12 protein-coding genes and 1 pseudogene are annotated in these 14,116 nt (G+C 60.1%); 11 read left to right on the top strand and 2 right to left on the bottom strand.

Going from position 1 to position 14,116, the window contains the following annotated elements; genetic code table 11:
• Positions 1 to 104: 104 nt before the first annotated feature.
• From DXB86_RS02110 to DXB86_RS02100, 3 genes are all read left to right on the top strand, one after another.
• Entirely contained in the window at positions 105 to 995 is an 891-nt protein-coding gene (locus tag DXB86_RS02110) for a YitT family protein (protein ID WP_117583025.1), read from the top strand.
• A 208-nt stretch (positions 996 to 1,203) separates the two neighbouring features.
• Entirely contained in the window at positions 1,204 to 2,034 is an 831-nt protein-coding gene (locus tag DXB86_RS02105) for a transketolase (RefSeq protein WP_099432020.1), read from the top strand.
• A 1-nt stretch (position 2,035) separates the two neighbouring features.
• Entirely contained in the window at positions 2,036 to 2,977 is a 942-nt protein-coding gene (locus DXB86_RS02100; protein ID WP_117735983.1) for a transketolase family protein, read from the top strand.
• Between the two features lie 111 nt (positions 2,978 to 3,088).
• On the opposite strand, the gene DXB86_RS02095 is transcribed toward DXB86_RS02100, so the two are convergent.
• Positions 3,089 to 4,264: a hypothetical protein gene (locus tag DXB86_RS02095; protein WP_233504118.1), complete on the bottom strand. Its 1,176-nt coding sequence runs from the start codon at positions 4,262 to 4,264 to the stop codon at positions 3,089 to 3,091.
• A 21-nt stretch (positions 4,265 to 4,285) separates the two neighbouring features.
• Positions 4,286 to 4,351: pseudogene (locus DXB86_RS10180) on the bottom strand (zinc-ribbon domain-containing protein); the annotation flags it as partial.
• A 416-nt stretch (positions 4,352 to 4,767) separates the two neighbouring features.
• On the opposite strand from DXB86_RS10180, the gene ftsE reads away from it, so the two are divergent.
• The 8 genes from ftsE to DXB86_RS02055 all read left to right on the top strand — a co-directional run bounded on the left by ftsE (position 4,768) and on the right by DXB86_RS02055 (position 14,113).
• On the top strand, positions 4,768 to 5,988 hold the full coding sequence (gene ftsE / locus DXB86_RS02090) for a cell division ATP-binding protein FtsE (RefSeq protein WP_117735981.1): 1,221 nt from the start codon (positions 4,768 to 4,770) through the stop codon (positions 5,986 to 5,988).
• Positions 5,975 to 6,895, top strand: coding sequence for a permease-like cell division protein FtsX (gene ftsX, locus DXB86_RS02085; RefSeq protein WP_117735980.1), 921 nt, complete (start codon positions 5,975 to 5,977; stop codon positions 6,893 to 6,895). The genes ftsE and ftsX overlap by 14 nt, the downstream gene beginning before the upstream one ends.
• Before the next feature lie 135 nt (positions 6,896 to 7,030).
• The gene (locus DXB86_RS02080; RefSeq protein WP_117735979.1) at positions 7,031 to 9,166 is read left to right on the top strand and encodes a ribonuclease R family protein; all 2,136 of its coding nucleotides are present in this window, start codon (positions 7,031 to 7,033) and stop codon (positions 9,164 to 9,166) included.
• A 177-nt stretch (positions 9,167 to 9,343) separates the two neighbouring features.
• Positions 9,344 to 9,949 (top strand): recombinase family protein, encoded by a 606-nt coding sequence (locus tag DXB86_RS02075; protein WP_117629497.1) that lies wholly within the window; start codon positions 9,344 to 9,346, stop codon positions 9,947 to 9,949.
• Between the two features lie 104 nt (positions 9,950 to 10,053).
• Positions 10,054 to 10,635 (top strand): VanZ family protein, encoded by a 582-nt coding sequence (locus tag DXB86_RS02070; RefSeq protein ID WP_158555256.1) that lies wholly within the window; start codon positions 10,054 to 10,056, stop codon positions 10,633 to 10,635.
• Between the two features lie 204 nt (positions 10,636 to 10,839).
• Positions 10,840 to 11,691 carry a MurR/RpiR family transcriptional regulator gene (locus DXB86_RS02065; RefSeq protein ID WP_117735977.1) on the top strand — a complete coding sequence of 284 codons (852 nt, stop codon included), beginning with the start codon at positions 10,840 to 10,842 and terminating at the stop codon, positions 11,689 to 11,691.
• 10 nt (positions 11,692 to 11,701) lie between these two features.
• Positions 11,702 to 12,625: an N-acetylmuramic acid 6-phosphate etherase gene (murQ, locus tag DXB86_RS02060; RefSeq protein WP_117736021.1), complete on the top strand. Its 924-nt coding sequence runs from the start codon at positions 11,702 to 11,704 to the stop codon at positions 12,623 to 12,625.
• A 57-nt stretch (positions 12,626 to 12,682) separates the two neighbouring features.
• Positions 12,683 to 14,113: a PTS transporter subunit EIIC gene (locus tag DXB86_RS02055; RefSeq protein WP_035137407.1), complete on the top strand. Its 1,431-nt coding sequence runs from the start codon at positions 12,683 to 12,685 to the stop codon at positions 14,111 to 14,113.
• The last annotated feature ends 3 nt before the right edge of the window (positions 14,114 to 14,116 follow it).

Below are 14,116 nucleotides of genomic sequence, written 5' to 3'. Positions count from 1 at the left end.
AAACACTTCGCAGGGGTGGTATTTGCCCGGTGAATCGGTAGAATCGAATACAGCAAGAAGTTCAAAGCGCACTCGTTTGGGTGCGCTTTTTTGAGGGAGGCAGCATGGCATATCGTCTGGACATCAAGCGCATTCTTTCGATGAACTTCTTTCATGACTTGCCCAAGATTATGTTTGGCTGCGCCCTGGCAGCTATCGCGACAGACTTGTTTTTGATCCCCAACGGCCTTGCCGCCGGCGGCGTCACAGGCCTTGCCACCATTATTCAGGCGGTCGGCGCCTCGCATGGCATATCGCTTCCCGTCGGTATCCAGACCATCGTGATGAATGCCTTGCTGCTGCTGGTTGTTATGCGCGAGGGTGGCATGTTCTACGTGGTGCAGACGGCGACCGGTTTTGTGCTGCTGGGTTTTTTCACCGACCTGTTCGCTCCGTTTGTGGCGCCGCTGGCACATGCCGACCTGATGCTGCCCGCTATGTGGGGCGGCATTATCACGGGCATTGGCTACGGCATGGTGCTACGCGCCGGTGCCAACACTGGCGGCTCTGACACCATCGGTCAGATTATCTCGCGCAATACGTCACTACCGGTGGGCTCCACCGTCATGGCGATCGACGTTGCCGTGTGCGCGCTGTCGGCCCCGGTCTTTTCGGTCGAAAACGCGCTGTATGCGGGCCTTTCGATGGTCATTAGCGGCTACGTGATCGATGCCGTGGTCGACGGTGGCAACAGGCGCCGTATGGTGCTCATCATCTCGGACAAGTTTCCCGATATCGCGGCCGACATCATGTATGGCCTGGGCCGCGGCTGCACCAAGTTTAGGGCGACCGGCATGTACTCGGGTGCCGAGAAGCCGGTGATCATGGTCATTGTGAGCCGCCGCGAGCTCAACACCCTCAAAACGATCGTGCGCGAGCGCGATCCTCACGCCATTGTGACGGTCGCCGACGTTACGGAAACCTTCGGTGAGGGATTCAAGGACATTAACGCGTAGGGCCGACTGCGTTCCATCCAAAAGACGTTCACATTGATAAACCGTTTCATCAGCGGTTCTGCCTGCTCAATTGTTCAAATAATGATAAATACTCTGGTAAAGCTTCCAGTTTCCAGCATAATGAATGACGTACGTGCATCGCGGCTGTGTTGGGACTACCTTTCCGTGCCGTGCGCATCTTGTCTTAAGAGGATGAAAGGAAGGCACAATGAGCGACGAAGAGCTCAAAAAGGTTGCCAACGAGGTAAGGAAGGGCATCGTCACCGGCGTGCACGCTGCCAAGTCCGGCCATCCGGGCGGTTCGCTCGGCGCTGCCGACATCATGACCTATCTGTACTTTGAGGAAATGAACGTCGACCCGGCCGACCCCCGCAAGGCCGACCGCGATCGCTTCGTGCTTTCCAAGGGTCATTGCGCGCCTGGTCTGTACGCTGTGCTCGCCGAGCGCGGATTCTTCCCCAAGGAGGATCTCGAGACGCTGCGCCACATCGGCAGCCACCTGCAGGGTCACCCCAACATGAACGACACCCCGGGCGTCGATATGTCCACCGGTTCGCTCGGCCAGGGCATCTCCGCCGCCGTGGGCATGGCCGTTGCCGCCAAGCACTGGGGCGACGACTATCGCACCTACGCCCTGCTGGGCGACGGCGAGAGCGAGGAGGGCCAGGTTTGGGAGGCCGCCATGTTTGCCGGCAACCAGCAGCTTGACAACCTCTGCGTGATCGTCGACCACAACGGCCTGCAGATCGACGGCCCCGTCGAGGAGGTCAACGACCCCATGCCGCTCGCCGACAAGTTCCGCGCCTTCAAGTTCCACGTGGTGGAGCTCGCCGACGGCAACGATTTCGATCAGATCCGCGCCGCCTTTGCCGAGGCCCGCGCCACCAAGGGTCAGCCGACCGCCATCATCGCCGAGACCACCAAGGGCAAGGGCGTTTCCTTTATGGAGAACCAGGTGGGTTGGCACGGCAAGGCCCCCAACGATGAACAGTTTGAGCAGGCCATGGCAGAGCTCACGGCCGCCGGAGAGGAGCTCTAGGATGGCAGACGTCAAGAAAATCGCCACGCGCGTAAGCTACGGCGAGGCCCTCGTCGAGCTCGCCAACGAGCACGATGACTTTGTGGTCCTCGACGCCGACCTGGCCGCCGCCACGCAGACCGGCAAGTTCAAGGCAGCCTGCCCCGACCGCTTCTTCGATGTGGGCATCGCCGAGAGCAACCTGATGGGTGTTGCCGCTGGTATCGCGACCACCGGCCGCGTTGCCTTCGCGAGCAGCTTTGCCATGTTTGCCGCTGGCCGCGCCTTTGAGCAGGTCCGCAATTCCATCGGCTACCCGCACCTTAACGTTAAGATTGGTGCCACGCACGCCGGTATCTCGGTGGGCGAGGATGGCGCCACGCACCAGTGCTGCGAGGATATCGCTCTCATGCGCGTCATCCCCGGCATGACGGTGATTGTTCCCGCCGACGACGTCGAGGCCCGCGCCGTGACGCGCGCCGCCTACGAGTGCGACGGCCCCGTGTACATGCGCTTTGCCCGTCTGGCCTCGCCGGTCATCAACGACCCTGAGACCTACAAGTTCGAGGTAGGCAAGGGCATCGTCATGCGCGAGGGCACCGACGTGACCATCATCGCCTGCGGCCTGATGGTCGGCGAGGCCCTCGAGGCCGCTGAGCAGCTTGCTGCCGAGGGCATCGATGCCGAGGTCATCAACATGCACACCATCAAGCCCATCGACGCCGACCTGATCGTTAAGAGCGCCACCAAGACCGGCCACGTCGTGACCGTCGAGGAGCACTCCGTGATCGGTGGCCTGGGCAGCGCCGTCGCCGACGTCCTGTGCGAGCAGTGCCCGACGCCGCTCAAGAAGATCGGTGTCAACGATACCTTCGGCGAGTCCGGCCCGGGTGCCGAGCTCCTGCACAAGTACGGCCTGGACGCCGCCAACATCGTGGCGACCACCAAGGAGTTCTTGGCCTAAGGCGTTTTGCTTTGGCCTTGACCTGAGAGCCGTTCCCGCATTGGATAATAAATAAGCCGGGGTGCCCTTCGTGTGGGGGCACCCCGGCTATGTGTTTGGGGGGAGGAACGGTTAGAGGAGCTTCACGGTCGGGGCGAGGGCGTTGGCAAAGATGTCGTCTGGCCAGCATACCGCTGCGACATTAGGGTCATTTGCCGCAACTATTTCAGCAAGAATGGAGTCGTAGGAGATTGTCCCCAACGATTGGAGGTCGACTATCTCGCGTGCGGCATCATCTGAACACAAGTTAAGACGATATGCAGCTTTTAATAAATGGTCTTGTCCCGCATCAAAGGCCCAACGATAAATTACTAGTTTTACATAGTGGTTTTCGTCGAGCTTGATGTCGCGAATACGGCCGCACTCGATATCTCCCGCGTTTCCATACGGTTCATTTTTCATGGCAAGATATCCAAGCTCTTTATCTGGAAAGGCAGTCGAGTACAGCCCTATCACATCTCCGTCGACTTCTGCTGTCACCCTACCATCCCAGTACTCGGGCAGGTCGACACTGAAGGTTTGGGCCTCGATGTGGCGTGCGGCGGCTTTGCGTTGTTCCTCGGCCTGGCGCGCCGCTTCCTCTTCGGCGGCTTTCTTGGCCGCGACGGCGGTGTCGCGGCGGTTCGTTGCGGCGTGTTGCAGCGCATCGATGTTGGGCGCGTCCTTGCCCTTGTATGCCATGGCGAGTGTCACGGCGTCGTTGATCTCGTCGTCGGCCACGTCGACAGCATCGATGGGCGTAAAGTCCAAAACCGAATCCTGCTCGGCGAGTTCTGCCAAGTCGAACTTCTCTCCCTTAGCAAAAGCGTCGTCGATCGTGAGCTCGGCCTTTGTGCAAGGCACCTGGTAGATAGTGCCGTCGGCGGCGATGGGGGAGCCTGCCGCCTTGAGCGTGTACTTGCCCTGGATAAGCTTGATGCCCGAACCGTCGGATGCGACATATTCGACTTTGTCGACCTTCTTTCCGTCGACTGTCTTGCCCTTTACGCGAACCGGCACACGAGAAGCGCCGCTATCGGTGTCCCAACCTTCAGCCTTTACACTCACCACAAGTGCATGCTTGGAATGAGCCGACTCATACTGCTCCTGAACATGCTGCTGATACAGGTGATATGTCAGCCCACCGCCCCCGCCAACAACAAGTATCGCCGCGCAGACGATAGCGATCACGACGCCTTTCTTGGGCTTCTTGCTGGGAGCGGGCGAGTCCACAGGCGCCGGCGCAACCGCGGGCTCGGCTACGGGCATGGCCTGGGTCCCGTCAAGTGCAGCCCCGCATCCCACGCAAAACCGAGCCTCATCAGCAAGCTCAGCACCACAATAAGGACAAACCATATCAACCTCCAGCAAGCCTAGAACCATCCATCTAACTCAACTGTAAAGCGATATCCCCAACCCAAGTTGCGCAACATTGAGCCCCAATATAAGTTGCGGTGAAATAGGGACTGAATAGGGCTTTTAACTGCTAAAACAGTCCCTATTTCACCGCAACTTCTTGAACGCATCGGTCCCTTAGTGGCCGCAGGCCGTGCACAGGGTTACCTCCCAAATCTTTCCGCAGGACGGAGGAGCCACCGCAGCGCGAAGCGCGCAGCGGGGGCTCCGACATGTCCGAGGACGATTTGGGAGGTAACCCTGTGCGCGGCCGGACAGATCCCAAAGCCCGCCATGCTTCTTATGTGCAGCAAAGGCAATCCTGCTAAAATACAAAGCGCTCATGTAGTTTAAACGCACGACGATAAGGAGCACCAGTGGGTAACCACTTCCGTACCTCCGGTGCGGGCGATGAAGCCCCCAAGACGCAGCCGAGCGTCGCGGGCAGTCGTTTCGCCACTCCGGATTCAGAGGATCAGCTGTTTAGCCCGATCCCCGCACAGCCGGCAGATCAGGCACAGCCGGCGGCAGATCCCTTTGCCTACAACCCCAACAACGATGTTGCGCTTTCCGGCACGGCTGGCTTTGAGCCCGTTCAGACGGTGACCGCCCGCGTGGCTCAGCCTCAGATGAGCGCCGCCACGCCGCAGCCTACCATGGCCGGCATCCCCGATCCTATGGCCCCTGCGGCTCCCGCGCCGCAGCCCGCGCAGTCCGGTCTTTTTGCCGGCATTCCCGACCCCACGCAGCCTGCGGCTCCCGTGGTCGAGCGCGATCAGGCGGCCGAGGTCGCAAGCCTCGACAACGCGCTCAACAACCCCGACTTCACGTCGGTGTTTGCGCCCGTCGACCCGCAGGCCAGCCGCAAAAAGATGGCCAAGCAGGCCGGTGTCGAGCCCGTCATCCTTATGGAGCACGTCACCAAGATCTATCCGGCGCAGCCCAACAAGCCCGCACTCGACGACATCAACATCGAAATCTATCCGGGCGAGTTCGTCTTTTTGGTCGGTCACTCCGGCTCGGGTAAGACCACGCTGCTGTCGACGCTCAACCGCGACGTCAAGCCCACAAGCGGTCGCATTTTGGTCGCCGGCCAGGATCTCATGAAGATCAAGAACCGCAAGGTTCCGTTCCTGCGTCGTCAGATTGGCGCCGTGTTCCAGGACTTTAAGCTCCTGCCGCAAAAGACCGCCTACGAAAACGTGGCGTTTGCCCTGCAGTGCATCGGCAAGCCCAAGGGCGTCATTCGCAGCCAGGTGCCCGAGGTGCTGCGTCTGGTCGGTCTGGCCGATCAGATGGACTCGCTGCCCGATCAGCTTTCCGGTGGCGAGCAGCAGCGCGTGGCTGTTGCCCGCGCTATGGTCAACCGCCCGCCGCTGCTTATCTGCGACGAGCCCACGGGCAACCTCGACCCGGCGATTTCGCTGGGCATCATGAAGCTGCTCGAGCGCATTAACCGCACCGGTACCACCGTGATCGTCGCTACGCACGACCGCGAGATGGTCGATAGCATGCACCGTCGCGTGATCGCCCTCGAGGGCGGCCACGTAATCCGCGACCAGGAGAGGGGAGGTTACGGCAACTATGGCACCAACTAACGTGGGCTACTCGCTCAAAGAGGCAATCAGCCACTTCTTCCGTAACTGGACCACCTCGCTCGGCGCCGTCATCACGATTTTCCTTTCGCTGTTTATCATCGGCCTGTTCATTATGGGTTCCGCGATGCTGAACTCCGTGATCGGCACCGTCGAGGATCAGGTCGTCATCAACGCCTTTATTAGCGATGACGCCGATCAGGCAGATGTTCAGGCCTTTGAGGCCGAGCTCAAGACGTGGAGCAACGTCAAGTCCGTGACGTACAAGGACAAGGACGACGCGCTGGCCGAGTACACGAGCAAGATGTCGGGTAACGCCGACGCTACCATGAGCGCGCTCGACGGTCAGAACCCGCTGCCGGCTTCGTATGCCATCGAGATGGACGATCCGTCCATGGTCGAGAGCACGGCCCAGAAGCTCAAGAAGAACGCCGATTTTCAGAAGATCGCGGACGACGGCGACGTTAACGCGAGCGTTCTGTACGGCCAGGAGGAAGTGAGCCGTCTGTTCCAGGTGACGAACTACATCCGTATCGCCGCTGTGGTGCTCGTCGGCCTGCTGACCTTTATCGCGTTCATCTTTATCAACAACACGATTCGCCTGTCCATTACGGCGCGTCGTCGTGAGATTGCGATCATGCGTCTGGTGGGCGCAAGCAACGGCTTCATTCGCGGGCCGTTCATTACCGAGGGCGTGCTGCAGGCCATCTTGGGCTCGCTGCTTTCCATCGGTGTGCTGGAGCTGCTGCGTAACCTGATGGTTCCGCGTCTGCAGGAGAGCATCGGCTGGATGTCGTTTGCGCTGCCGATGCAGTACTACCTGGTGACCTATGCTGCGCTGATTCTGGTCGGTGTGATTATCGGTCTCTTTGGTTCTGCCATAGCCATGCGCCGCTACCTGCGCGTGTAGGCATGCCTGGAATTCATCCCTTCCAACGGGTCGTCTCTTATGGGGCGGCCCGTTTTTTGATCTCTAGGGGACGGCAGGAAAGCGAATCATTTGGGTAGACTCTTTGGAGTTCGTCATCGATAGCAAGGAGGCGCCATGGGGCGCAATAACAAGCATAAGCGCGGTGCTCGCAATAAGCGTGGGCCGGTGCGCAGCGAACGCCGTCCGAGCCTGACCGGGCGCGTGCAGCTCCATGAGCATGGCGCCTATGTCATAACCGAGAGCGGCGACTACAAGGTTATGGGCCGCGGTAAGCGCGAGATCATGGATGGCGATACCGTTGCCGTGAGCATTAAGAATAGCCCGCACGGTGAGCGGCGCGCCGTGATCGAAGGCGTGGTTGAGCGCGCAGCCATAAGCGTGGTGGGTACGTACCAGACCGCTGGTCCGCTCGGTGTGATCGAGCCGCTCGATTCGCGCCTGAAGGCCGACTTCTTCATTCTGCCCGAGGATACCTCGGCGGATCGTCTGGGCGTCCACCCGGGCGATGCCGTCGTCGCGCGCATTTTGACCTACCCGACGCGCCTGGAGTCGGGCACCGTGACGATCGAGCGCCGCATTGGCGGAGATGACGCGCCCGATTTGGGCGTTCAGTACGTGATGGCGCGTTACGGCTATACCGATAGCTATCCCGAGGCCGCGCTGGACGAGGCCGAGGGGCTTTCGCTCGATGTGTCCGCGGCGCTTAAGGACCCGCTCCGCCGCGATCTGCGCGACCGCTTTGTCATCACGATCGACCCGGTCGACGCGCGCGACTTTGACGATGCCATTTCGCTTGAGCGCACGCCCGAGGGTGGCTACAAGCTGGGTGTGCATATCGCTGACGTTTCTCACTATGTGGCTTGGGACGGGCATATCGATCTTGAGGCTCGCCATCGTACGACATCGGTGTATCTGGCCGATCGCGTGCTTCCCATGCTGCCCGAACGCCTGTCCTGTGACCTATGCTCGCTTCGCCCTGACGAGGACCGTCTTGCGTTTACCGTTGATATTGAGCTCGATGCGCAGGGTCGCGTGCGGCATTACGATCCTTACCCCAGCGTGATTCGCTCGCGTGTGCGTATGGACTATGACGGCGCCGAGGCGCTGCTGGTGCGTGCCGACGCGGTTGAGTATTCGGTGCTGGAAGGCGCCGCTGAGGATGTTGCGGCTGCTGAGGCCTCGCGCGAGGAGGCGCTTGAGCGCGGTCTTGCGTGCGAGGAAACTGCTCGCGGCTATAACGTTGACCTCGGCGATTTCCTTGTCGCCGCCAACGAACTCGCCGAACTTCGCCGTCGTATTCGTCGTGCCCGCGGCTCAGTCGATTTTGACACGGCCGAGATTCGCGCTCTATTGGATGAGGACGGAGTACCCGTGCAGATTGTGGCGCGCGAGCGTTCGTGTGCCACGTCGCTTATCGAGGAAGCCATGCTGCTCGCCAACGAGTGCGTTGCAGAGTGGCTGGCAGACCGTGATATCGAGGCCTGCTATCGCGTGCATGAGGATCCGAGCCCCGATAGCCTGCACGGTGCCGCCGTTGCGCTGGCGCAGCTGGGCATCATCGACGATCGCCGTGCTGCCGGTATTGCCCTGGGGAGTCCCGATGAGCTGCAGGCTGCAGTTGATGCTGCCGCCGGTACGGCAAACGCACCGCTCGTCAACACGCTGCTTCTGCGCAGCATGCAGCGTGCGCTGTACAAGCCGCGCAACGAGGGCCACTTTGCGCTCGCCGCGCCGTGCTACTGTCACTTTACGAGTCCCATCCGTCGCTACCCCGATCTGGTGGTGCACCGCGTGCTCAAGCTGCAGTTGGCCTATGAGCAGCTCGGCGGCAAGGACGCCCTGGTCCGTACGCCGCGGCTGATCGGCAAGGGGCGCGAGTCGCTGCCGCGCATTCTGCCGCAGATCTGCCGCGCATGCAGCGATGCGGAGCGTGCGGCCGATGCCGCCAGCCATGCGACGCAAAAGATCAAGATTGCCCAGTACTATGAGGACCGTCTGGGCGAGCGCTATGCCGGAACGGTCTCATGGGTCAGCAGCATGGGCCTCTTTGTGCGCTTGGACCTGACGCAGGTCGAAGGCTTGGTTTCGATCAAGAGTCTGGGCAACGAGTGGTTCGAGTTCGACGAGGATGCGCTTACGCTGACGGGCGCCGACACGGGGACTCGCTATGAACTGGGCCAGCGCGTGATTATCGAGGTCTCGCGCGTCAATACCACGCGTGGGCACTTGGACTTTAAGCTTATCCATTAGCCAAATCTCGACTCATGGCGGGAGAGCGGAGGGCGGTCTTTCGGGGCCGCCCTCCGCATTTGGATCATGGCTACCTTGCCGTCTGCTCGGCCGCCCGCTTACCTGCTATTCGAGAGGTAAAACCTACCAAAATAAACCTGTCCCTTTTTGGCAGGTTTACAAGAAAGCGGGGATGAGATGGCGACGGTGTATGGTTATGCGCGGGTGAGTTCGCGCGATCAGAATCTAAATCGGCAGCTGGATGCGCTGGGCGCCTATGGCGTGGGCTCGGCGAATATTTATGCTGACCATGCGAGCGGCAAGGACTTCGATCGCCCGCGGTATCGCGAGCTGCTGCACATCCTGGGAGACGGGGACGTGCTGGTGGTGCTTTCTATCGACCGACTTGGCCGTAATTACTCCGAGATTCTTGAGGAATGGCGACGCATTACCAAGGAGCTCGGGGTTGCCATTGTGGTGTTGGACATGCCATTGCTTGACACGCGCGCCAGGGCCAGCGGCGCGCCGGATGTGACTAATACCCTGATTGCCGATATTGTGCTACAACTGCTGAGCTACGTGGCGCAGGTGGAGCGCGAGAATATTCATCGGCGCCAGGCGGAGGGGATTGCAGCGGCGCGGGCGCGAGGGGTCCGTTTCGGTCGACCTCGCAAGCCGTGCCCTCCTCAGTTTGAGCTGGTGCGCGATAGCTATGAGGCGGGCGATATTACCCGCAGCCAGGCGGCAAAGTGCCTGGGCGTGTGCGTGGGGACGTTCGATCGCTGGATGCGCGAGGCGGGGTAGGGGTTTGCGTCGCTTTGTCGCTTCCTGTTGCGATTCAAATTTTGATACGGTGACGATGCCATTTGGGACTACACTCGCTGATATTCAAAAAAGGAGGTTGGCCCTTGGCACGCGTAAAACAAATAATCGGATGGACCGCAATCGTTCTGTTCGCTGCAACGCTGGCGGGCATCTGGGTGCTGACGGAGCAAAATGCGGTGGAGACGTCGTTGCTGAGCGAGTCCACCGCGCGTGTGGTGGAGGGTCAAGCTACGGGCGTACAGGCTGCCGATGTCGCGGGTGAAGCTCAGACCGAGAACGGGATGACCGGGGGCACCGATTCGGCTGCTTCGAATGTCCGGTCTGGCCGACTTGCTTCCATTCGCATGTGGGTGGGCACGAACGTCCGTCGCGTTGCCCATACCGTAGAGTTTTTCTTCGTCGGATTGTTCGCCTCGGTGGTCGTGGTTTGCTTTTCCGGGCGTCCGTGGAGCGTATGCTCCCGTTGCGTGCCCGTGTTGCTCTTTTGCGCCGTCTGCTCCGTTGGCGATCAGGTACATAAGATCTTTGTTCCCGGCAGGCATTTCGACGTTATCGATTTAGGATTCGATGCTGCGGGCTATGTCACCGCCATGCTGTTGGTATTGCTGGCAGCGGCGTTGGTGCGCCATGCGACTCGGCCGATCGGCGCCCATGTGAGGCGCTAGCCGGTAACAAACCCGTTTCTGATAATGCGACCTTGTTGAATTATTTTGTGTCGCGCGTATTTCCGAGCGGTCGGATTTGAGGGGCGAGCGGTAGAACGCTCGCCCCTTGTGCGCCACGATGCGGCACAATGTACCGTAAAAGCTGTTTGTATCCGGTACGAATCGTTCGTTGGTCTTTAATTCTTCTCAACGGAGGTGTTTGAGATGGCAAACGGATTGCTTTTGCGGCTTCGCGAGCGTGAGCTCAGCGCGAGCCCGGCGGAACGCAATGTCATCGCATACGTGAGTGCTCATCCGCATGAGGTGGTCGGGCTGTCCGTCCGCAGTCTTGCCGACGCCACGTTCTCCTCGCCCTCGAGTATTTTGCGTTTTTGCAAGCGCTTGGGTTTTGCGGGCTACAAGGAGTTCCAGCGCGAACTGATTGCCGAACTGGCGCTCTTGGGTGACAAGAAAGACGTTGCCCTCGAGGACATCTCCATGGACGACAGCGTCGAACGTATCGTGGGGAAGGTGATGAAAAGCAACGTGCGCACGATCGAGGCGACGGCGCGAACGCTCGATTACACCGTCTTGGAGCGATGTGCGGCCCATCTTAAGCGGGCACGCGCGGTCAATCTGTTCGGTATCGGTGCCTCTCGTTTGGTCGCGCACGATCTGGCGCAAAAGCTCATGCGTGTCGACAAAGAGTGCCATCTGTATGACGACTGGCATGATCAGCTCTTGTGTGCCAAGAACACGCATGAGGACGATATGGCAATCGCCTTTAGCTACTCGGGCTTGACGCAAGAGGTGCTGGACTGCACCGCCGAGGCTCAACGTCACAACTGTCCCGTTGTGGCCGTGACCAAAGTAGATGGGTCGTCCAAGCTTGCCACCATGGCCGATGCCGTGCTCGGCGTCGCTGCGAGTGAGCCCTTGGTCCGCAGCGGTGCCATGGCTTCGCGTATGGCCCAGCTTATGGTTGTCGATGCCCTGTACGCTGCTTACGTTGCCAGCGACTACGAGCGGGCGACGCATGTCATTAAGCAAAACTACATCGAGAAACAGGAAAGATGAGGTGAATGAAATGCTCGATTTAACAAAATTCACGACCGAACAGCGTAATCAAAGGTCAATGGACCTCGATACGATGACATCGCTGCAAATCGTCACGACGATGAATGATGAGGATCTTCGTGCCGTCCAGTCGGTCACGAAAGTGTTGCCCCAGGTTGCCACAGCAATCGACTGGGCTGCTGAGGCACTCGAGCGCGGCGGGCGCGTCTTTTACATGGGCGCAGGCACCAGCGGTCGTCTGGGCGTACTCGATGCTTCGGAGTGTCCGCCCACGTTTGGCGTGTCACCCGATCTGATCGTCGGGCTCATTGCCGGAGGCGAGACGGCGTTTATCAAGGCTGTCGAGGGCGCCGAAGACAGCGAGGAGCTTGGCGCGAGCGACCTGCGGGAGCGTGGACTCTCGGATAAGGATCTTGTCGTTGGCCTGGCGGCAAGCGGTCGTACTCCCTATGTGGTGGGTGGCCTTGTGTACGCCAAAGCAACTGGGTGCAAGACCATCGCAATTGCCTGTAACCAAGGGTCGAAGATCGGGGAGAGCGCAGATCTTGCCATTGAACCCGTGCCCGGTCCCGAGGTGCTGACCGGCTCAACGAGGCTCAAGGCGGGAACGGTTCAAAAGCTCATTCTCAACATGATTTCGACCGGTGCCATGGTCAAGATCGGCAAGGTATACCAAAACCTGATGGTCGATGTGCAGCAGACGAACGAGAAGTTGGTGGTGCGCGGCCAGAACATCGTGATGGGGGCGACCGGCTGCACGCGCGAGCGCGCTATTCAGGCGCTTGCAGATGCCGGCGGCCACGTAAAAACCGCTATTGTCTCGGTACTGCTGGGCTGCGATGCCGAGCAGGCTGCGGTAGCTCTTGAGCGAGCGAGAGGCCATGTCCGTGCTGCGGTGAGTGGCCATGAGAAGAGCAATGCCGATGCCCAATAGGTGCGCGGCGTGAGCTGATATGACATCCAGACGAGATACCCAATACAAGGAGGAGTTATGACGAACAAAGAGCTGGCTCAAAAGCTGCTGGACCTTTTGGGCGGTAAAGACAACGTGTTGGCAAACGCGGCGTGCATGACGCGCCTGCGCGTGACCGTCAAAGACACGGGCAACGTCGACACGGAGGGTATTAAGGCGCTCGACGGCGTGATGGGCTTGGTCGAGGACGACACGATGCAGATCGTGCTGGGGCCGGGCAAGGTGAATAAGGTGCTCGAGGAGTTCTCCAAGCTCACCGGCCTTGCGAAAGGCGTTGCTGACGAGAGCGTGGTCGACGCTGCGGCCACAAACAAGGCCGCGCAGAAGGCCAAGTACGAGTCCAAGCCGGTTCAGGCCTTCCTCAAGAAGATTTCCAATGTCTTCGTCGCCCTGCTTCCCGGCATCATTGCGGCTGGCCTCATCAACGGTATCTGCAACGTCATTAACGTCTCGACGGCAGGCGCGCTTGCGGGCGAGTGGTGGTACCAGGGCATTCGTTCCATGGGCTGGGCCCTGTTTGCCTATCTGCCCATCTTGGTGGGCTATAACGCGGCACGTGAGTTTGGTGGCTCCGCTGCGCTGGGCGGCATCGCCGGCATGATGTGTATCGCCAACAGTGCCATGCCCCTGCTTGCGCCTGGCGCGGCCGATCCTGCCACTGCCATTCTGCTGCCGCTCACCAATGCGCAGTACAACCCCGCAGCGGGCGGCATGATCGCGGCTCTTATCGCTGGCGCATTTTTTGCCTGGATGGAGCGTCAGATTCGCAAGGTTATGCCCAACGCACTCGACACATTCTTGTCCCCGCTGCTGGTGCTCATCATCGGCGCCTTTGCTCTGATGCTCGTCATCCAGCCGGTTGGCGCATGGCTGACGACTGCCATCTTTAGCGTTTTGACCTTTATCTTCGAGAAGCTGGGCGTCCTGGGCGGCTATATCCTGTCGGCAGGCTTCTTGCCGCTGGTTTCCGTCGGCCTGCATCAGGCGCTCACGCCGATCCACGCTATGCTCAACGATCCCGACGGCGCTACCAAGGGCATCAATTACCTGCTCCCCATCCTTATGATGGCTGGCGGCGGCCAGGTCGGTGCCGGTTTGGCGCTGTACTTTAAGACCAAGAACGCCAAGCTCAAGAAGTACGTCGCAGAGTCCATTCCCGTTGGAATCCTCGGTGTGGGCGAGCCTCTGATGTATGCCGTTACGCTGCCGCTCGTTCGTCCGTTTGTAACGGCCTGCCTGGGTGCCGGATTTGGCGGCGCGCTCGCGGCGCTGCTTCACATCGGCACGGTTTCTCAGGGCGTTTCCGGTCTGTTTGGCCTGCTGATCGTCGTTCCTGGTCAGCAGCTCGGCTACGTTGCCGCTATGCTGCTTGCCTATGCCGCCGGCTTTGTCCTGACGTGGTTCTTTGGCGTCGACGAGCAGAAGATCAACGAGTTCTTTGGCGAGTAGTTT

Origin of the sequence: Collinsella sp. OM06-18AC (genome assembly GCF_003438785.1) — a bacterium.
In the GTDB taxonomy this organism is placed as follows: Bacteria; Actinomycetota; Coriobacteriia; order Coriobacteriales; family Coriobacteriaceae; genus Collinsella.
Note: the sequence above shows the minus strand (reverse complement) of the source record. Positions and strands in the feature narration are given on the sequence as shown.